We start from the raw sequence: 21,100 nt of genomic DNA on the forward strand, positions 1-21,100 counted from the left end.
AATTCACTCATTATGGATGGTAGTAAAGAAACTGAACGTCAGAGACAGAGAACACCCGCTCACGCTGCAATATTACGTGAGCGCTGCCTCCCTGACTCTGCAGCCAGCGAGAATATAACCCCTCGAGTATGGCACAGAACGCGTTGCACCAGCGCACGCGCCCCGCATCGTCGCGGCTGACCGGCAACGCCTGATGGCGCAAGCGCAGGCCATCCTCACCGACGTCGATGGTCACCACCCCCCAGTGGAAATGGGTCAGCAGCCGGTTGATATTCGCCTCCAGCTCCCCTACGGTCTCCGACGCCGGCAACGGATGGGTCTCCGCCAACGAGGCGCCCATCTGACGCAGGAAGGGCTGACTTTCCAGCTCGCCGGCATTATTTAACATACCTTCGACCATAATAATCAACAGATCGAACCATCCGGCAGGCGTTTGCTGCTGCTGAAACCAGGTCATCACCACCGGGTTATTGTTCTCCGTCATCATCAATGATCTCCTAACATATAGCGAATATAGAGCCCGGCGGTGCTTTCGTTATAATCCCCGAAGGTGTCATAGCCAATCTGGCCCCCCAGCGTCATCTGTTTGTTGACCTTGTAATCCGCCCCGGCGCGCAGGGTATAGCCGATGCCGCTCTTCGAGGTCGCAGAATAGTAGGCTTCCTTGGCAAACCCATTGCTCACCGCCGTCTCCAGGGTCTGCTGCCACTCCGAATTGGTCGGGAAATAGGCGCTCTTATCCTGGCTGTAAGACTGGTAGCCCACCGAGCCGCCGAGCTTCATGGTCCAGTTATCATATTTTTCCGTCAGACTGACCGGCAGCGACACGCTGACGTAGTTTTGCGGACTAAAGTAGCCCCCCTGGCCATAGGTGAAGTAGCTGAGGTTTTTGGAGTAATCCATATAGCTCATGCTCAACCCGGCCTGCAGCTGGCGGTATTCGTCATGATAGGGCCGCAGATAGACCCCGGCATTGGCGTTGATGCTGGTGTTGCTGGCGACGTTCTGCCCCAGGTAGCTGTAACCGCCGCCGCCAACGTAGAAGCCCGCGTCACCGTCGTCATAACTCAGCTGCAGGGTGCCGCCGTTTTTCGTCACCTGCCCCCAGGTTTTACCGGAATAGGCATCCTTCAGACCGACATACGAAAGCAGGCTGTCGGTGAGCGAGCGGCGTTCGCCGGTGAGGATCAGCGACAGATAGTTGGTCAGCTTGGGCGACCATTTCACCCCGCCGACAACGGTATTCAGATCCTGGCCCAGCGGCGTGCTGCCGATATCGACCCGGTAATCGTCACCGCTTAGCGCCAGCGCCAGTTCGACGCCGTTGGCCTTCTGCGAATCGGTCGAGCCGCTGGTCTGGTCAACGTTCGGCTTACGGCTGGACGAGGAAAGATAGCTGGCCACCTGCCCCGAATCATAGCTCCCGAGCTTCGCCAGGTTTTCCATCCCGCTGCTGGTGGTCGGATTGAAGTCCGCCGCGTTCAGGGTGCCCAGGCCGCTTAACGCCTCTGCCCCCGGATTGCTGGCAAAATAGGCCGTCCGCTCCGCCTCGGTCATCGAGGCGATCGCCGCCTGCTCGCTGGTGGCGGTACTCACCATATTGGAGACCGCGTTGGCCAGCGGGTTGGCGCCGTAGCGACGCCAGGCGTCGCCGCTGGCGGTCCCGGCGTTTAACGACACCGGGGTGACGGTAAAGTCAAAGCGCGAGTCGCCAAACGGCGAGGAGGACCAGGTCAGCGGCGTTCTGAGCTCCGTCAGCTTGCTGGTGCCCGATTCGCCGTCGCGTCCGCGCACGTCCATTCCCCCCTGCAGCCAGCTGCCGGTTTTCTCCTGCAGCGACTCCATCATGGTGTCCACCTGACGCAGCATCCGCGTCTGGGCGGTGTCCACCGGCAGATCGGTGCGCTGGATCCCCGGCAGTGAGGAGCCGGGCGCGGCGGCCGACTGGGCAACCTGCCACGGCATATACTGCCCGTAGGCGGAGGCCGTCCGCGTCGGCGCCGACGTTTGCGACACGCCGATGAAGGGGTTATCCGCCGCCAGCACCCCGCCGACGGTCGGCGTTTCGCTGCTGTTGGTGCTTTGCATGCCCAGCAGTTTGCCGTGGGCGCTGCGCAGGTAGGTCATCGCCTGCTGATGATGACCCTGGGCCTCCGCCACTCTCGCCAGCAGCAGCAGGCGATCCGGGGAGTTATCCTGACGCAAGCCGCCGGCCAGCTGTTCCGCGCGATCGTTGTTCCCCGCCGACAGCGCCACGTCAATAGCCCCGGCGCGCGCATCCTGGTTCGGCGTATCGCGCGTCATCAGATAGTCATAGACCACCCCGGCCTCTTTGTTCATTTTGCCGCTCTGGTACAGCCGCGCCATGGCGAACATCAGATCGGTATTCTGCGGATCGCTTTGCATGGCGCGGATCAGCTTGTCATACGCCGCGGCATAATTGCCCTGCTCGCGCAGGCGGTCGGCCTCGTTGATCACATAGCCATTGCGAATGCTCGCCAGCTGCGTCGGCGTACTGCTGGCCTGCAGCTGCGGATTGCTGATCAGGTTCTGCGCCTCGCCGGTCAGCCCGGCCTGGTTCAGGACGGCGATCTGATCGGCGTAATCCCCGGCGTTGCCGGACACCCCGCCGCTGATATTGTTGCGCACCAGCGATACCGCGGTGGTCAGGTCGCCGCTCTCGGCCAGCAGCCGCGCCAGCTTGCCGGCGTCCGCCGGGGCTTTCGGCGGCGTGGAGGCCATCGCCCGCAGGGTATTGCTGGCGGCGATGGTATTGCCCTGCGCCAGGTAGTTTTCGGCGGTCACCAGCTGCAGGTTGTAGTTCACCCGCTGGCGTAAATCGCGCATGTCGCTGGTCTGGCTGCCGCCGGGAATGCGCGCCAGCAGCGTCTGCGCCTGTTGCCAGGCGCCGTTTTCGCTGGCGAACAGCGCGGCGGCATACAGCGCGCTGTTGCTGGCGCCGGGGCGATAGGCCGCCGACATCAGCGAAGAGGCCTCGCTGGCGTTACCCGATTTTTGCAGCAGTCGGGCCAGATCGAGACGCAGCCAGGGATCGTCCGGATAGCGGGCAACGCCTTCGCGCAGGGTGGCTATTGCGCCGGCTGGGTTACCGCTGCTGACCTGCGCCTGGGCCTGACGACGCAGGGCGTCGCCTGGCATGCCGGCCACCACTCGCGGCTGCAGTTTTTGCTGTAGGCTCTGCGGCAGCGTCTGCAGCATCGCCTGCGCCTCGGCGGATTTATTCTGCTCGCGCAGCACGTAGTAGAGGTTTTCCCGCGCCGCCGCATTCTGCGGGTCGTCGTTTAACAGTGAGCGCAGCGTTTGCTCGGCCTGGGGTAAATCTTTGTTATGTCGCAGCACATCGGCACGAAACAGCTTCGCCGAGGCGCCCCGCGCCCCGCTCTGCTGCGCAAGCGGCGCGGAGAGCGCCAGCGCCTGGCTGATATTGCCCTGCTTATAGGCCTGCTGAGCCTGCGCCAGCTGGCCGTAGAACAGGGCATCAGCCGCCTGCTGACGGCGGGTCGCCGAGGCGTCGCCGCCGAGGTCCGCCGCCCGGCTCAGATATTGCGATGCGGCCTGGTAGTCGCCGCTGCGCTGCGCGATATAGCCCATGCCCGCCAACGCATCGGCATCCTGCGGGTTGGTCTGCAATACCTCTTCAAACTGCTGCTTCGCGGCAGCGGTATTGCCGCTGTTAAGATTGGCGTAGCCCTGGCCGCGCGCCTGGCCGCTGCGCCGTTCACGAAAGTAGTTCTGAACTTCGCTATCCTGCGGATGACGCTGCATCCAGGTGTCGTAATACTGCTCATCCCCGGCCTGCGGCCCCAGCCAGAGCAAGGCCTGACGCAAGCCGCTGTCCGCCTCTTTATTGCCGCTGGCCATCGGCTCGAGCAGGGCGATCCCTTCCCGACGGGTATCTTCCCGCCAGGTTAACGCTTTGCCCAACGCTACCCGCGGGGCGTTCTCCTGGGGATGCTGCGCCACGTACTGCCGCAGTTCGCTAATGGCCTGCGGATAGAGCGATTTGTCGCTGGCCATGGTCAGGTAATATTCCGCCGCCAGCCCGGCAGGCGGCGTATTGCCATTGAACATGCTGCGCCAGGTCGCCAGCGCGCCGGGGATATTGCCGCCGCCTGCATATCGCCGCCCTGCTGCGACCAGAGCGCCATCAGATACAGCGCCTGGGTGTTGTTGGCATCCACCGAGAGCACCTTCTGCAGGGACTCCATCGCCAGCTCGTCATGGGATTTCTCATGCCAGTAGTTGGCCTGGGCGAACAGCGCCTGCAGCGCCGCGTCGTTACCCGCCGCCAGCGCGCCGCCAGAAGCGCCGAGAGCCAGGGCGCCGGTGAGGCAGAATGTGGTGAGCCGCCGGGAGCTTTTCATCGTTATCGTTATCTTTCTTTTCATTGGTTATCCCCCGAACCCAGACGCTTACGGGCGTGACGTTTAAACATCGCGGTCAGCGCCAGTCCCATTATCGAGGTGGCAATCAGCCCCAGCAGAGCGAGGAAACCGGAGTGCTGGCTGGCATACCAGACCGCCATCATGTACCACGGCATCTGACCGCTGGGGAACGGCGTACTTACCTGGAAACTACGCACCCCGTTATCGCTGGTGATCACCGCGGTATCGCCACGGATCCCGGCATTGATGCGCGGTGAGTCCAGATCGTTTTTCAGTCGCGCCAGCTGGTCATCATTGCTGGCCATCGCCACCACCACCAGGCGGGCGGGATTCCACGGCGAACGATAGCTGATAAACCCGCGCCAGGCGCTGCTGGATGAGAAGTAGCGATCGGCATCGAGGCTGGCGGAGGTCCAGTCGCCGGTGAGTCGGCGCTGCGCTTTTTGCCACAGGTCGGGCTCGCGGACGCTCAGCACATTATCCACCGGGCGGTAGGGTGAGTCGGCCAGCAGGCTCTGGTTGAAGGCCTGCTGATCGAGAGCGGTGACCGCCAGCACATCACGTTCGCGCAGCGACTGCAAATCCCCGCCGCCGGTGGGCATCCCAAGCACGACGCGGTTATTCGCCAGCGCGGTGCCGGTCGCATTCCCGGAGCGCGCCGCCAGATTCAGAAGGGTTGCCACCTGGGTCTCAGACGGTTCCGCCGGCAGCAGGAGCGTCGTTTGCGAATAGTCCGCCAGCCGCGAGAAAGGGAAAGAGGCGCCGACGAAATAGGAGAGGTTTGGCAGCAGCGAGAAGTGTCGCGTTTTGCTCAAATCAATCCATGAGTCGTCAGTGATGCGGCTCTTGATATTGTTATTCAGCAGAACCGAGCACGGAACATCGTCCTTCGGCACCACATTGAAGTACATCGACAGCTGGTTATCGCCATAGATCAGGTAGGGTGCCAGCGGGATGGTAAAGCGCTCCTGGCGCGCATCGCCCCCGAGGTAGCGCCAGACTTTCTCCAGCGGCCCCTGCTTGTTCATCGGCAGGTTGTTGAGGAAGGTGCCGTTGAGCGTGACGCTCAGCAGGGACTTGTCTTCATTGATCCAACTCTCCGACGGGAAGCGGTAGCCAACCTGCAGCGGGATCGTCTCGCCATCCCACAGATAGAGGTCCGGCGCGGCGCGGAAGGCGATACGTAAAGGTTCGTGCCAGACGCCGCTGACGGTCGGGCTTTGATCCTTACGCAGCAGTTCGCTGAGTCTGACTGGACGATCGGTGGGGATCCAGCGCGGCGCATCGTACGCTTTGCCAACCGGGATGGTCTGTGGTTCAACATCCAGCGTCGCGGTTTGCGGCGCGAAGTTGCCGCGGGTCAGGCGCCAGGCGGCCATGCGCAGCGCGGTATCGTTTTTGCCGACAATCAACAGCAGCTTGTAGGCTGGATTGGCGGGGTTGGCGATGATGCGCAGCAGTGGCTTATCGGTTTCCGGCAGCGTCATGCCGCCCACCTGCTCGCCCGGGTGGCCAATCACGATACCGTGGCGTTCCGGCAGACGGTCGCGCAGCGCGCTGAAGGCGATGCCGCGATAGTCCGCCTGGATACCCAGCCAGGAAGAGACCAGCGCCGCGGCGCTGAAGACGTCGGCCGACGGCTTCGCTCCATAGGAAACGGCGATGTCCGCCGGCGTCATCTGCATGCTGTCGAAGAATGGACGCGGGAAGTGGCTCAGATCGTCGCTGATGTTCAACTGCTGGCTTTCCCAGCTGAAATGCGACGTGGGCAGCACCGTCACCCGCGACGAATCATGAATGTCACGCTGGCACTGCAGGGTATCGCCATCGTTGATCTTCACGCTCAGGTTATTACTGGAAACCATCAGCGCGGGCGGGATATCCAGTTGATAATGGGAGACATCCTCGCCATCGGCGCCCAACGGCAGGGTGCCGAGCGGTTGACCGTTGAGCATCAGCTGCAGGGTGGCGTTGCGGCTCGCCATTTCCGGCGATACGCGAACGGCAAGGCTAAGCTGCGAATGGATCACCACCTGATCGGAAGGCAGGGTAAAGCTGACGCCCCCCTGCCGCTGACCGCCGCTGAGAATAATGCCGTCCGGCATCCCCATCTGCGCCAGATTCAGATCGCCTCCCCAGACCGGGGCGACAGGAATGACCTCCGGCGCGGCCGACCCGCTCACCGGCGGGGGCAAGTCCGGCATATCCGGCGCAGGGGCCGTCGCCGTCGCATCGCCGGCGGTGGCGGGGGCTGTCGGGGAGGCGCTCTCCTCCGGCGAGGCGGCCGGGGGTTCGTCGCCTGGCTCGCTGTCCGCCGCGCCATTGAGCTGCGGAAAGCTCAGCGGCGCGGCGGCGCCGGAGCCCGGTTCTTCACTGTGCAGCGCAGGCGCAGAGAGCATCCCTGCCAGCAGCGCCAGCGTCGTTAATCGCTTCATAACGTGCCATCCTCCTGCGCCGTTTTCGCCACTGTTGCCCGATTGCGCTGGCTGCGACGGGTTTTCCACGTCAGCCAGAACAGTTCGAACACGCAGCGTAAAATGGTGAAGAAGGAGCGGAACGGGTTATCCTGCGGGCGCGGCGGATTAATCCACGCATCCGCACGGGCCAGCACCACGCGCACCAGCTCACGGCGGCGCGAAAGCGGAATATCTTCATCAAACTTGAGGCGCAGGAAGCGCTCGTCAGAGGTGACCAACTGGGCCGGGATGGAGATAGCCCCGGACTGCAGGATCAGCTCAACCTCTTCGATATCATCCTCCAGATGGCGCTTATCCGGCGCCACTACGCGGCAACCGCCCATCGATAGATCCTCGGTGTGGCTGCGGGACACGATGCCGCTGGCGTAATGGATCACTACCGGGATATCGACATCGATACGAATGGTTTTCCGCACCTGCCGCGTTTCACGCGCGACGGCAATCGCCGCCAGCAGGAAGATCAGGCTGTAGATACCCCACCCGACGTTCAGAGCGATAACGTTGGGGTCCGAGCCAAAGTAGTCATGGCCAATCGCCCGGACGATGCCGACGATCACCCCCAGCGCCAGCAGACAGGCCACCACCAGGTGCGGACGCACCACGGTGAAATCGAAGTAGCCGACGTCCAGCAGGCCGCCCTTATCGGTGACGTTGAATTTGCCGCGTTTGGGGAAAATCATCGTCACCAGGGTCGGCAGCACCAGGTGGAAAGCCAGCACAATGTCGTAGATTTCCCCCCAGAAGCTGTAGCGATAGCGGCCGTTCATTCGCGAACCGACGTAGATGGCGAGAAACAGGTGCGGCAGCGCATAGGAGACGATCAGGCTCGCTGACGAGTAAATGATATTGAGGTTAAACAGCAGATAAGCCAGCGGGGCGGTGACAAACACCACCCTCGGGAGCGCAAACTGGTAGTAGAGCATGGCGCTGAGGTAGCACAAGCGCTGCTGGAAGGTCAGCCCGCGGCCAAACAGCGGGTTATCGACGCGAAAAATCTGCGTCATCCCGCGCGCCCAGCGGGTACGCTGGATAACGTGCACCACCAGGCGCTCGGTGGCGAGACCAGCCGCCAGCGGGATATCGAGAAAGGCCGACTTCCAACCAAGGCGCTGGAACTTGAGCGCCGTATGGGCATCTTCGGTCACCGTTTCCACGGCGAAACCGCCGATCTGCGCCAGCGCCTCGCGGCGGATCACCGCGCAGGAGCCGCAGAAAAAGGTGGCGTTCCAGTTATCGTTGCCCTGCTGAATCGGGCCATAGAACAGCATCCCTTCGTTCGGGATGTTGCGTCCGACGGAGAGGTTGCGCTCGAACGGATCCGGGGAATAGAAGTAGTGCGGCGTCTGCACCAGAGCCAGCATCGGATCTTTCAGGAAGCCGCCGACGGTGGCCTGCAGAAACACGCGCGTGGCAACGTGGTCGCAGTCGAAAACACAGATAAGCTCCCCCTGGGTCAGGGTTAGGGCGTGGTTGAGGTTTCCCGCTTTAGCGTGTTTGTTATCGTTGCGGGTGATATAACCCACCCCGACGTCGGCGGCGAAGACGGCAAACTCGCTGCGCTTACCATCATCCAGAAGATAGATTTTCATTTTATCTTTTGGATAATCAATACATTGTGCCGCGAGGACGGTGTCACGCACCACCTCAAGCGGTTCGTTATAGCTCGGAATATAGATATCCACCGTCGGCCACTTGCTCATATCATCCGGCAGCGGAACAATACCGCGCTTCAGCGGCCACACGGTCTGCAGATAGTTAAGCAGCAGCATCACCCAGATATAGACTTCCGCCAGAAAGAGCCCCATGCCGAGGATAGTTTCAATAGCTGAGTTGAAGTGCAGGGTCTGCGTGAGGCGAAAATACATGTAACGGGTAGACATCAGCAGCGACGTGACGACCATAATGACCGATACGCTGCGGCGCTTGCTGAACCCCATCAGAAAGAGAATACCGATGCTCAGCAGACCAAAAATATACTGCTTCTGGCTGTCCATCGGCGTGATCACCACCAGCACGGCGACGGGTGACAGCACCAGCGCCAGCAACCAAAAAAGAGATTTTTTCATTCAGCAGCCCTGCAATAAGTTAAAGCCCTGACATGCGTGTCTGGCTGTGCACCGTGCCATCGCCAATATGGATACCCAACAGCGAAGATATTTTTTTAGCAATAATTTCAATATCGAAGGCCGCTGCCGAGGAAGCGTTAAAGTCCAGAATCGACTTCTGCGACGCATTGGCCTCCACCACGCTTTCATCACGATGGACGATGCCAAGCAGTCGCTCGCCCAGCTTCTCTTCCATCAGGCTGGTGACGTCCCGGCTGACCTGGCGACGGCTATCGCTTTGGTTAATGACGAAATAGTGCCCATGCTTGTGATTCAGCGCCGCGCCGGTCAGGCGCTGTTTTTCCACGTGCGCCAGGGTCGACATCGAGGCAGTATCCGCCAGCAGCGGGATCAGATGCAGGTCCGCCAGCCCCGTCAGCGCCTTTAGCGCCGGCGAAGGCCCTGGCGGCATATCAGCGATGGTGATAAGTCCGGGATAATTCAGCAGTGCGGACAGTCCGCGCTGGAGAAAATGGTCATTGTGGGTCAGCTGCTCATCAAACGCCTGACGCTGCGCTTCGCTCACTTCGCCATACGGCAGGACGAAAATGTTGCTGCCGGCGCTCAGCACGCACTGGCTCCAGTCGTGCAGCTCCAGCGCCTTCGCCACATAGCCGCGCTCATCGTTCAGCGGCACGCCAAAATGCAAACGCAGCGCGTTCTGGACATCAAAATCCAGCGCCAGCACTTTGCTGCCGGTCCGCGCCAGCGAATAGGCTAAATTGGCCGCCAGGGTCGTTTTCCCTACGCCACCTTTCGGTGAACAGACGCAAATCAACGGCATGTTGCGATCCTTTCCAGAAGTGATTTCAAAGGCTGGTCTTTATTTTTCGCCACCGGCTCTGCGCTTTTCGCCGCGAACAGGTGGGCATAGTTCTCGGCGGTGGGCGCGGGTCGAGGAGCCATTCTCGGCGGCGCCATTGCCGGTTCAGGCGCCGGGATTGAAGGCGCAGGGGTCACCGCAGGCTCCTGCCTGACTGGCTCCGGCGCGGCGGTGGCGGTCTCCACGGCCGGCTGCGGGGCCGGAGCGGCAGGCACAACGGAAGCGGAGGCTGGCGCCGCCGCTACGGCCGCTTCTATCTGGTGGAACAGATCCGCGGGCACTGACTGCGGCAGGGGCGCGGAAACCGAGCCTCCCAGCGCCAGGGAAGAGGGTTTCTCTGCGCCGGGATTTAGCTGATTGAGGATCGCCCAGTCGCCATGCTCGCGCGTGGCGGCTTGCGATGAAAGATCCTGAAATTTGAGGTTTTGCGTCCGCGTTTTTTCCTGAAAGCGCTGCAGATCATCATAATGGTTCATTGATAACCTCATGATTTTAAAAATTTCATATTAAGTTTGTTGTTATTTTCTAAGTATATTTAAAATATCGTTGCGTCTCTGGTATGGCAGAAAACGCGCCGTTGGAGACGTACCAATACATACGGTTGACAGGGTTATAATAGTTTAGAATTTGATTTCCGGTGTGATTCCACGGCAGAAGTATCGCTACACTAACATTTTCTTTTCAGAAGGATAGCCCCATTTTTTAGGTATGCGTCCATCCTTAAACCACGCTTCCACCGCGCTTCCCGTCCGTTTTTATATAAATGTATTAGGTAATGATAGAATCATAGCGTCAGATCAGCGAAAGAATAAACCTGAACCATTTTAATTTCTCTTTAATTCTATAAAAATGGACTGAAAGTCTTATTTTTTCGGATAATCGACGAAGAATGCGCCGAGGACGTGGCATTCACTGCGATAAAAGGCGATATCGCCGGGTTTTATCCCCGGCGGGAGAGAAGCCCCCGGTTATCGGACCGGGAGCGTGCCGTCAGGCGTGGGGCTTTTGCGGATTCTCATCCTGGTCGACGGCAAAGCAGGCCACCAGCTGGCCGCCGTAATCCTTCAGCTGCGGCTGAAGCTGGGTGCAGGGGCCGAAGCGCCGGCGGCAGCGCGCGTTGAAAGCGCAGCCCGGCGGCGGATTCAGCGGGCTCGGCAGCTCGCCGGTCAGCTTAATCCGCTCGCGACGGTCGTCCGGGTTCAGACGCGGCGTCGCCGACAACAGCGCCTGGGTGTACGGATGACGCGGATTGTTAAAGATCTGGTCCTTGGTGCCCTTCTCCACACAGCGGCCGAGATACATCACCATCACTTCATCAGCGATATGCTCGACGACCGACAGATCGTGGGAGATAAACACGTAGGACAGACCTAAATCCTGCTGCAGATCCATCATCAGGTTCAGCACCTGAGCGCGTACCGAAACGTCCAGCGCGGAGACCGGCTCATCGGCGATCACCACGTCCGGATCCAGCATCAGACCGCGGGCAATGGCGATACGCTGGCGCTGACCGCCGGAGAACATATGCGGGTAGCGATCGTAATGCTCTGTTTTCAGGCCCACTTTCGCCATCATCGCCAGCGCTTTTTCGCGGCGCTGCTCTTTGCTCAGGCTACTGTTAATCAGCAGCGGCTCTTCCAGAATCTGCCCCACTTTTTTACGCGGGTTCAGAGAACCGTAGGGGTTCTGGAACACAATCTGGATTTTTTGCCGCCGCAGCTTCTGCGCCTGTGGGTCGTGCTTAAGCAGATCCTGCCCCTGATAATAGAGCTCGCCGCCGGTGGGAATTTCAATCATCGTCAGCAGACGACCGAGGGTCGATTTACCGCAGCCCGACTCCCCCACCACCGCCAGCGTTTTACCGCGCTCAAGGGTAAAGGAGACGCCGTCCAGCGCCTTCACCAGCCGTTCCGGGGCGAATAACCCCTTCTTCACCGGGTAGTGTTTTTTCAGATCAATGGCCTGCAACAGCGGTTGTGGCGTGGCGGCCTTTTGCGTACTCATAATCCAGGCCTCCCGGCATCATCGAGTGGGTAGTGACATTTAGACTGGCGGCCGCCAGTGAGATCCGCGAGCGCCGGCTCTTCGCTACGACATTTATCCGTAGCATAGGGGCAGCGCGGGTTCAGCAGGCAGCCGTTGGGACGGTCATATTTCCCCGGCACCACGCCCGGCAGCGACGCCAGACGCGCTTTATCCTGGGCGAACTCCGGCAGCGCACGCAGCAGCGCCTGGGTGTATGGATGGCGCGGCGCGCGGAAAATATCCTTCGCATCGCCAGTCTCCACCACCTGACCGGCATACATAACGATAATTTTATGCGCGGCCTCGGCCACCAGCGCCAGGTCGTGGGTGATCAACACCAGCGCCATATTCTCCTGCTGCTGCAGTTCCAGCAGCAGCTCGATGATCTGCGCCTGAATGGTCACGTCCAGCGCGGTGGTCGGTTCATCGGCAATCAGCAGTTTTGGCCGACAGGCAATCGCCATCGCGATCATGACGCGCTGGCTCATCCCGCCGGAAAGCTGATGCGGGTAGACGTCCAGCCGCGACGCCGGATCGGGAATGCCGACCTGGTTCAGCAGGTCGATGGCCCGCTGGCGGCGGGTTTGCTTGTTGCCGCCCTGATGGACTTTTATCGCTTCCATAATCTGGAAGCCGACGGTAAAGCAGGGATTGAGGCTGGTCATCGGATCCTGGAAGATCATCGCCACCTCCGCCCCCACCAGCTGGCGCCGCTCTTTTTCAGAGATGCGCTGCAGGTCGCGGCCGTTAAACTCCAGTTTGTCCGCCATGACCCGGCCGGGGTAATCAATCAGACCCATAATCGCCAACGAGCTGACGGATTTACCGGATCCAGACTCCCCGACGATGCCGACCACTTCGCCCTGCTTCACGCTATAGCTGATGCGGTCCACGGCGCGGAACGGCGCGTTTTCATCGCCGAAATGCACCGATAATTTATCTACATTCAATAACGCCATCTCGAACCTCTTACTGCTTCAGTTTGGGATCGAGCGCGTCACGCAGACCGTCACCCATCAGGTTAAATGCCAGCACCGTCAGCAGGATCGCCACGCCCGGGAAGGTCACCACCCACCAGGCGCTCTGCGCGAACTGCAATACGTCGGAGAGCATGGTGCCCCACTCCGGCGTCGGCGGCTGCGCGCCCATGCCGAGGAACCCCAGCGCGGCCATGTCGAGAATGGCGTTAGAAAAGCCCAGCGACGCCTGAACGATCAGCGGCGCGAGACAGTTAGGCAGAATATTGACGAACATCTGGCGCATCGCCCCGGCGCCCGCCACGCGGGAAGCGGTCACGTAGTCGCGGTTGACCTCCACCAGCACCGCCGCGCGCGTCAGACGCACATAGTGCGGGAGCGCCACGAAGGTCAGCGCCAGCGAGGCGTTGACGATGGAGGGTCCGAAGATAGCCACCAGCACCAGCGCCAGAAGCAGACTCGGCAGCGCCAGCATAATATCGACGACGCGCATGATGATTGAGTCCACCACTCCGCCGAAATAGCCCGCCACCAGGCCGAGCACCACGCCGAGGATCAGCGACAGGACCACCACCAGGCAGCCCACCAGCAGCGACAGGCGCGCGCCATACATCAGGCGAGACAGAATATCGCGGCCCACGTCGTCGGTGCCGAGCAGATGCGCCAGGCTGCCGCCCTCCTGCCAGAACGGCGGCGCCAGCAGCGAATCACGGAACTGATCCGCCGGGTTATACGGGGCGAGAAAGTTGGCGAACACGGCGATTACGATCATCACCGCCACGTACACCAGACCGACCACCGCCCCTTTATTGCGTTTGAAATAGTGCCAGAACTCCTGCAGCGGGGTCATGGGCACCGGCGCAGTGATAACTTTATTTTCAGTAACTTGTGACATGATGACCCCTTACTTCTTATGCCGGATACGCGGGTTCACCACGCCGTACAGCAGGTCGACCAGCAGGTTGACGAGGATAATCATCGTCGCCACCAGCAGCACCCCGCCCTGCACCACCGGATAATCGCGACGCTGCAACGCGTCGATCAGCCAGCGGCCTAAACCAGGCCATGAGAAAATGGTTTCCGTCAGGATGGCGCCCGCCAGCAGCGTGCCCACCTGCAGGCCAATCACCGTGACCACCGGCAGCATCGCGTTACGCAGCGCGTGGATCACAATCACCCGCATCCGGGTCAGGCCTTTGGCGCGCGCGGTGCGGATGTAGTCTTCGCCGAGCACTTCCAGCATCGACGATCGGGTCATACGCACGATCACCGCCAGCGGAATGGTGCCCAGCACGATGGCGGGCAGGATCATATGCATTAAGGCGTCAATAAAGTCGCCCTGCTCGCCCCAGATGGCGGTGTCGATCAGCATAAAGCCGGTCAGCGGCAAGGTATCGTCAAGGAAGACCGTATCGCTGATACGCCCGGAGACCGGCGTCAGGTTCAGCTGCACCGAAACCAGCATAATCAACATCATGCCCCACCAGAAGATAGGCATCGAGTAGCCGGTCAGCGCCAGGCCCACCGCGGTGTGGTCAAAGATGGAGCCGCGTTTTACCGCAGCCAGCACGCCCACCGGAATGCCGACGGCGACGGCGAAGATCATCGCGCAGACGCCCAGCTCAAGGGTGGCTTTAAAGCGTGGGACAAACTCCTGCCACACGGGAATGCGGCTTTTCAGCGAGATGCCTAAATCGCCGTGCAGCACGCCCCAGATATAGTGGGCATATTGCTGCCACAGCGGCTTATCAAGGCCCATTTCGGCCAGCAGCTGCGCGTGACGTTCGGGGGAAATACCACGTTCGCCCGCCATAATCATCACCGGATCGCCGGGGATCATATGGACGAAGGCAAAGGTGAGAAGGGTGATACCGATAAATGTCGGGATGACAAGTCCCAGACGTCGGAGAATAAACTGCAACATAACCCGGATTCTCTCTAGTGACGCCCCGCCTGGCGACAGGGCGTCTGTATTGCTCACAAAAGCATTCCCCGGAATAGCGGGAATACGCCCCCCACCTCTCCCACGCGGGGAGAGGGGGTCAGGCATCGTGCTTATTATTCGACAGAGACGTTATCGAAGTGGTGTTTACCCAGCGGATCCACCACATAGCCTTTGACTTCTTTACGCACTGGCTCGTAAACGGTGGAGTGAGCGATGATCAGCGCCGGAGCCTGGTCATGCATCACTACCTGAGCCTGTTTGTACAGTTCAATACGCTTGTTGTGGTCGTCGGTGGCGCGGGCCGGCTGAATCAGATCTTCAAACGGCTTATAGCACCAGCGCGAGTAGTTGGAGCCGTCTTTCGCCGCGGCGCAGCTGAACAGGGTGGCGAAGAAGTTATCCGGATCCCCGTTGTCGCCGGTCCAGCCCATCATGACGCTCTGGTGCTCGCCCGCTTTCGCGCGTTTCAGATACTCGCCCCACTCGTAGGTGACGATTTTGGCCTGGACGCCAATCTTGGCCCAGTCGGCCTGGATCATCTCCGCCATACGGCGGGCGTTCGGGTTATACGGACGCTGTACCGGCATCGCCCACAGATCGATAGTGAAGCCTTTTTCCAGGCCCGCTTCTTTCAGCAGCTGCTTCGCCTTCTCCGGATCGTAGGTGTAGTCTTTAACGTCGTCGTTATAGCCCCACATGGTCGGCGGGATCAGGTTCTTCGCCGCCTGGCCTGCGCCCTGGTAAACGGCTTTGATGATCGCTTCTTTGTTAACCGCGTAGGTCAGCGCCTGACGAACTTTCACGTCGTCCAGCGGTTTCTTCTCGGTGTTGAAGGAGAGATAACCGACGTTCAGGCCCGGCTGTTCCAGCAGGGTAATGCTCTTATCTTCCTTCATGCGCGCGATGTCCGCCGGGTTCGGATACGGCATCACCTGGCACTCATTTTTCTGCAGCTTGGCATAGCGCACGGAGGCATCCGGAGTGATGGAGAAGACCAGACGATCGATCTTCGGCTTGGTGCCCCAATAGCCCGGGAAGGCTTTATACAGAATGCGGGAATCTTTCTGGTACTGCAGCAGCTGGAATGGACCGGTACCGATAGGATTGAGGTCTACTTTTTCCGGCGTGCCGGCTTTCAGCATGTTGTCGGCATACTCTTTAGAGAGAATAGAGGCGAAGTCCATGGCCAGGTCAGCGAGGAACGGCGCTTCCGGGCGGGTCAGGACGAACTGGACGGTTTTATCGTCCACTTTCTTCACTTCGCTAATCAGGTCGGGTAACCCCATCCCTTCAAAGTATTCATAGCTGCCGCCAGAAACTTTATGGTACGGGTTATTGGTATTCTTCTGACGATCGAAGGAGAACACCACGTCATCGGCGTTCAGGTCACGGGTTGGCTTAAAGTCTTTATTATCCTGCCATTTCACGCCCTGACGCAGGTGGAAAGTATAGGTTTTACCATCCGGGCTGACTTCCCATTTTTCAGCCAGTCCAGGAATAACTTCCGTGGTACCGGTTTTGAATTCGACCAGGCGATTGTAGATCGGTACGGAACTGGCGTCATAGGTGGTGCCAGAGGTGAAGAGCTGTGGGTTAAAGCCTTCCGGCGAGCCTTCTGAACAATAAACCAGGGTTTTCGCTTGCACGCTGGCAGCGACGGTCATGGCGACAAGGCTCAGACCAAGCTTCAGCATCCCTGATTTCTTCAAGGAAATACTCATTATTCTGCTCCAAAACTGTGATGTTGTTTGCATATATCCGCCGGACCTTTATTTATTTTTATTCGTCATATTCGAATGATGGATGCGTTGGCTGTGCTCAATAAGCCAGTCACATAGCCATCTATGCTCTGGGGATGCTCAAGCTTGCCGCCTTCCCGCAATTCGAACTATTTAGAATATACCCGGTCCAGTCGGTGGTGCCCGAAGGCGTTGAGAGAGATGGGGATTCCTTTCGCAAAAACGACTGAGTTGCAGTACGGATTCTCCATGAAATGCCCCTCATGCCCTACAATCTGTCAACAGAATGGGGAAACGTCAATACAGCCAGCCGGGTTTTACATCCAGCGTGAGAAACGACAGGCAAAGATTAAAAAAACTTCAAGACGCTATTTTCAGCAGAGAAATTTATGCTACTGGCTAATATGCAGAATAAAGACCTTATTAATTTGCGACACCCAGTGGGAAACAATGCCAGTAAATGAGAAAAATTTCTTGCTATGTGACCAATATGTGAGCGGTTAATAGCGTGAACGTTAAAACGCACAGCGGAAAATGCTGTATTCAGCCATAAGCTTCGCGAAAAAAGATCTGTTCATCGATAAAAAAATGCAATGGAAGATGTCACAAAATAGCGAACAGCTGGCTGGAAACGGGGGTAAAGATGTTTTTTGTGATTTTGATGCGGTTTTGGGCCGGGAGACTGCAGACGGTGCCCGGCGGCGCTGCGCTTGCACGGGCCTACGGGATCTGGAGCGAACCTTCGGGGTTCTCATCCTCACTGGCCGCAGAAGCAAAAAAAGCCTGCTCATTGAGCAGGCTTTTCGAATTTGGTCGGTGATAGAGGATGACTCGCCACTTTGTGGCTCGCCCTGCGGGCCGTTGCTGACGCAACGTTCTCTCGCTTCGCTCGAGTCGAACCTCCTGCCCCCGGAGGTTCTCATCCTCACTGGCCGCAGATGCAAAAAAGCCTGCTCATTGAGCAGGCTTTTCGAATTTGGTCGGTGATAGAGGATTCGAACCTCCGACCCCTTCGTCCCGAACGAAGTGCGCTACCAGGCTGCGCCAATCACCGAATGCGGGGCGCATCTTACTGCTGGGATGCCTACCCGTCAATGCCTTATTTTCAAAAAATCGTTCAACCGGCGAGAAACTCAGCACCCTGCGCAGCGAATCGCCGGTTGGTCCGCTTTTTTAGCGGCAGCTGACCTCAAACGCTTTGCGATGCTCGGCTACCTTACAGGTCACCGGCTCACCGAGATAAGTTGGGCCCGCCGGTTTGAATGTAAACTCTCCCAGCAGCATCGTCAGTTCCCCCAACCCCGGGCAGGTATGCTGATGACGCATAATGTCCGGGCGGGTATCGTTGTTTACCGCGCGGGCGATGTCGCTGTACGCCAGCTTGTCGGCAAACGCATTGGCGCAGAATTGCAGTTCGCTTTGCGCCATATGCGCGGCCTGCCCTTTCAGCTCGGCATGCTGCGCCAGCAGCAGCTGGCGAACCTCGCCGGCCCGGCTGTAGCCAATCGCCGTATACCCTGCCTTATTGCTGAGATTGACGCTGGCGCCGGCCTCGAGGAGTGCCTCGACATTGGCTTTATTATTCATTTTGACCGCCAGCATCAGCGGGCTGAGGTCGTTGGCGGAGAGCTGGTCCACCTTTGCGCCGCGCTGCACCAGCGCCGCGATCACCGCAGGCGACCCCTGACCCGCCGCCACCTGCAGCGCCGTGAGCCCTTCCCGGTTCGGCTTATCCACCTCCACGCCGGAGGCTGACAACGCCAGCACCAGATTGGGATCGTCCCCCGCCGCCGCCAGCATCAGCGGCGTGGTGCCGGATTTATCCGCCAGGCTGGTATCCGCCCCGGCGTTGGCCAGGGTCGTGATGGTTTCCGCCGAACGCGCGTGATCGACAGCGAGGAAAAAAACCGATTCCCCTGAAGCATTGACGGCCTTCACGTCCGCCCCATGCCCGATCAGCAACGCCACGATCTCGTCAACGTTCTTCTTAAACGCGCCGGGGGCCAGTTGTAACGCCATGTCTTCCGTCATCAGCGCGCGGCTGCCCGTCGCCAGCGATTTCGCCGCCGTTGCGCCGACAATCTTGTCCAGCGCACTCTGCTCCTCCACAGGCGCATCGGGTTTTTTCATCGCCAGAATATGCTGGTAGTCGCTTCTGACGTCCCCGCCGTCGGCAATGGCGGACATCAATGCCGTGCTCTTGTCGACGGTGGTCTGATTCACCGACGCGCCCGCCTGGAGAAGATCGCCGATAAGCGCCGCATCGCTGCCTCGCGCCGCCGCCAGCATCAGCGCCGTGACGCCCTGGCGCGTCTGGAGATTCGGCTGCGCCTGACGCTTAAGCAGGAGAGCTACCACCTCGCGACGATTTTCCGCGGCAGCGACCATCAGGCCGCTTAAGCCGGTTTTATCCTGACCATCCACATCGATGCCGTTATTCAGCATGGCTTCGATCGTCGCCGGCGCATCGTATTTACAGGCCAGCAGGAATTGGCGGGTTTCCTCTTCGGACTGACAGCCCGTTAGCATCAGCAGGCACAGCAGGGCCAACCCCTTTATTACCTTCATCCTTTCTCTCCGTGAAAAGTGGCTGCACAGGAGGAGCGGGAACACTGGAGGGTATTCAAAGAAGAAGAGGCAACCTGCCAGACACATCCGCTGTGCAAAAAAATCCCTCGCCCGGCGGACGCCGGCGAGGGATTAGCTTATCCTGGGCTCAGGAAAGGAAAACAGACCCGAGAATCTGAAAAATCCGCTGTCTTACTTTTTCCACCGACACCAGTTATTGTTCTCGTTGATCCCGCCATCCGGCGAGGTATAGCCGAGGCAGCCCATAATGGTGTCGTACAGCTCGACGTGGCGGCGCGGCACCTTCATCGCGGCCTGCTGCTGCAGATGGGCAAACGCAGCGGCATGATCCGGATTCTCCAGGTATTTATCCGACATCCAGACCATCATCGGCACACGGAACTGTTCCGGCGGCGCCATCTTGCGCGGCGTACCGTGCAGATGTTCACGCTCGTTAATAGACTCGCCATGGTCGGCGGCATAGAACACAATCGCTTTCTTATCCCGCAGCTGGTCGAGGACGCTGACGATAAAGTGATCGACATAGGTCACGCTGTTGTCGTAGGAGTTGATCAGCTCCGCTTTCGAGCACTTGTTATCAACACCGACGCACTCCGGCTTCCACTGGGCGAAGCTGCGCGGATAGCGTTGGGTGTAGTTAAAGTGCGAGCCTTTCGTGTGGAGGATGATCAGGTGCTTACCAGAGGCGTTGCCCTGCTCCATACCGCGCTTCATCTCATCCACCAGCAGCATATCGTCAACGCTCTTGCCGCGGTTGCGCGGCTCGGCGCCAATCTGCTCGCGATAGGCGATATTGTTGGCCATCGTGTTGCTGTAGAACCACATCTCACTCTGCATGGCGTACAGATTGCCGCTGAAGCCCAGCTGATGAAGCACCGCAAAGACGTTCTGCTCTTTGAGGGTCCGCTGCGGGTTATCCTCTGCCCCGCCCTGACGCACAAACATGCAGCGTAACGACAGCTTGGTGGCGGTATCGCACGAGTAGCCGCGGAAAGCGACCAGATTCTTCTCTTTCGCCAGCTCTGGCGTGGTGTTACGGCTATAGCCAAGGATGCCCATATGATCCCAGCGGGTGGTTTCGCCAATGATAAACACCACGTAGGTGTCATCGAGCCCTTCCGGGGCGACGTAGGTAAATTTCTTCGCCGGGTTAATCAGCGATTTGTTATCTGAGGATTCATCCACCTGCGCCCAGGCGTACAGCCCCAGCGCCGACAGCCAGTTCGACGGCAGGTAGGAGTTGGCGATCACCCCGCCGTAGCTCGGCATATCCACTTCCGAATGGCGCTCGACATCGTGTTGGCGCAGCTCAAGCAGGCGGATAGGTCCCCAGACGATGAGGCCGGCCAACACCACGATCAGCACGTTTTTAACCCGCTGGCCCGGGGTACGCAGTTGGCGCAGCAGCGTATGGCGGCAGCGGTTGCTCCAGATAAACAGCAGTGGCGGCGCGCTCACTGCCGCCAGCCAGAGGATCAGATGCCAGCCGATGACCTCTTTCGACAGGTCGATATCGGTGGTCAACACCGAGGCGATAATCCCGTAGCCAATCACCACGTTAAGGAACGTCATGTAGTAACTGGCGGCGGCGGAAAACAGAACAATCAGTGTCGCCAGAATGCGCCAGATACGGCGACCGAACAGCGACAGAAGACGTAACAGGAAGAAGGTGACAAAGACCGTGGCCACCAGTTCAACGACACCGGAAAGCCCTTTCCAGACAGTGAACTCTTGAGCATAACCATCGAAACGCCGAAAAAAAACGGCGACGTTCATAAACCAGCCGATGTACAGCGCCAGCCAAAAACTAAGCTTCTGCTGCGTCATCGTTCTAATATATTTCATGCAAGCAAACCTGGAAAAAGAAGAATAAAACACCGCCTGACGCTGTGGCATGAGTCAGTAGGCTAATAGGGTGCGTTAGGGTTGGTTATCAGAAACCTCTACAAAGCGCGATAAGTAGACCACAGGGAACGGGAAAAGTATCAGGAGGGAATGTGATCCAGCCAAACAT

11 protein-coding genes, 1 tRNA gene, 1 other RNA gene and 3 pseudogenes are annotated in these 21,100 nt (G+C 59.3%); all 16 read right to left on the reverse strand.

All coding sequences use genetic code 11. The features are described from left to right. Window positions 1-10 precede the first annotated feature (10 nt). Complete coding sequence (gene bcsD, locus MKS11_RS21245; protein WP_004204979.1) at window positions 11-487, reverse strand: cellulose biosynthesis protein BcsD; 477 nt, start codon at window positions 485-487, stop codon at window positions 11-13. Continuing rightward, a pseudogene (locus MKS11_RS21250) lies at window positions 487-4,409 on the reverse strand (cellulose synthase subunit BcsC-related outer membrane protein). The gene bcsD and the pseudogene MKS11_RS21250 overlap by 1 nt, the downstream one beginning before the upstream one ends. Continuing rightward, entirely contained in the window at window positions 4,406-6,841 is a 2,436-nt protein-coding gene (bcsB, locus tag MKS11_RS21255; RefSeq protein ID WP_017900012.1) for a cellulose biosynthesis cyclic di-GMP-binding regulatory protein BcsB, read from the reverse strand. Before bcsB ends, MKS11_RS21250 begins: the two are co-directional and overlap by 4 nt. Continuing rightward, complete coding sequence (bcsA, locus tag MKS11_RS21260) at window positions 6,838-8,949, reverse strand: UDP-forming cellulose synthase catalytic subunit (protein ID WP_004204982.1); 2,112 nt, start codon at window positions 8,947-8,949, stop codon at window positions 6,838-6,840. The genes bcsB and bcsA overlap by 4 nt, the downstream gene beginning before the upstream one ends. A 19-nt stretch (window positions 8,950-8,968) precedes the next feature. Continuing rightward, window positions 8,969-9,761 (reverse strand): annotated as a pseudogene (locus MKS11_RS21265) (cellulose synthase operon protein YhjQ/BcsQ). A 1-nt stretch (window position 9,762) separates the two neighbouring features. Beyond that, a complete protein-coding gene (locus MKS11_RS21270; RefSeq protein ID WP_043522504.1) occupies window positions 9,763-10,287 on the reverse strand; it encodes a cellulose biosynthesis protein BcsO in 525 nt (174 codons plus the stop codon). A gap of 316 nt (window positions 10,288-10,603) precedes the next feature. After that, window positions 10,604-10,783, reverse strand: a pseudogene (locus tag MKS11_RS21275) (hypothetical protein). Window positions 10,784-10,801: 18 nt separating this feature from the next. Further along, a complete protein-coding gene (gene dppF, locus MKS11_RS21280; protein ID WP_004204985.1) occupies window positions 10,802-11,815 on the reverse strand; it encodes a dipeptide ABC transporter ATP-binding subunit DppF in 1,014 nt (337 codons plus the stop codon). Beyond that, window positions 11,812-12,795 carry a dipeptide ABC transporter ATP-binding protein gene (gene dppD, locus MKS11_RS21285; RefSeq protein WP_087771088.1) on the reverse strand — a complete coding sequence of 328 codons (984 nt, stop codon included), beginning with the start codon at window positions 12,793-12,795 and terminating at the stop codon, window positions 11,812-11,814. Before dppD ends, dppF begins: the two co-directional genes overlap by 4 nt. Before the next feature lie 10 nt (window positions 12,796-12,805). Further along, entirely contained in the window at window positions 12,806-13,708 is a 903-nt protein-coding gene (gene dppC / locus MKS11_RS21290; RefSeq protein ID WP_004204988.1) for a dipeptide ABC transporter permease DppC, read from the reverse strand. Between the two features lie 9 nt (window positions 13,709-13,717). Beyond that, on the reverse strand, window positions 13,718-14,737 hold the full coding sequence (dppB, locus tag MKS11_RS21295; protein WP_002921786.1) for a dipeptide ABC transporter permease DppB: 1,020 nt from the start codon (window positions 14,735-14,737) through the stop codon (window positions 13,718-13,720). Window positions 14,738-14,871: 134 nt separating this feature from the next. Continuing rightward, window positions 14,872-16,479, reverse strand: a complete 1,608-nt coding sequence (dppA, locus tag MKS11_RS21300; protein ID WP_017900014.1) for a dipeptide ABC transporter periplasmic-binding protein DppA — start codon at window positions 16,477-16,479, stop codon at window positions 14,872-14,874. An 828-nt stretch (window positions 16,480-17,307) separates the two neighbouring features. Further along, a non-coding RNA gene (locus tag MKS11_RS21305) (RtT sRNA) lies at window positions 17,308-17,440 on the reverse strand. A 34-nt stretch (window positions 17,441-17,474) separates the two neighbouring features. Next, window positions 17,475-17,551: transfer RNA gene (locus MKS11_RS21310), tRNA-Pro, on the reverse strand. Window positions 17,552-17,670: 119 nt separating this feature from the next. Further along, a complete protein-coding gene (locus tag MKS11_RS21315) occupies window positions 17,671-19,065 on the reverse strand; it encodes an ankyrin repeat domain-containing protein (protein WP_049093594.1) in 1,395 nt (464 codons plus the stop codon). Window positions 19,066-19,257: 192 nt separating this feature from the next. Next, window positions 19,258-20,931: a kdo(2)-lipid A phosphoethanolamine 7''-transferase gene (gene eptB, locus MKS11_RS21320; protein WP_048295705.1), complete on the reverse strand. Its 1,674-nt coding sequence runs from the start codon at window positions 20,929-20,931 to the stop codon at window positions 19,258-19,260. Between the last annotated feature and the right edge of the window lie 169 nt (window positions 20,932-21,100).

Source organism: Klebsiella sp. K5-45 (assembly GCF_030128605.1).
Classification (GTDB): Bacteria; Pseudomonadota; Gammaproteobacteria; order Enterobacterales; family Enterobacteriaceae; genus Klebsiella; species Klebsiella quasipneumoniae.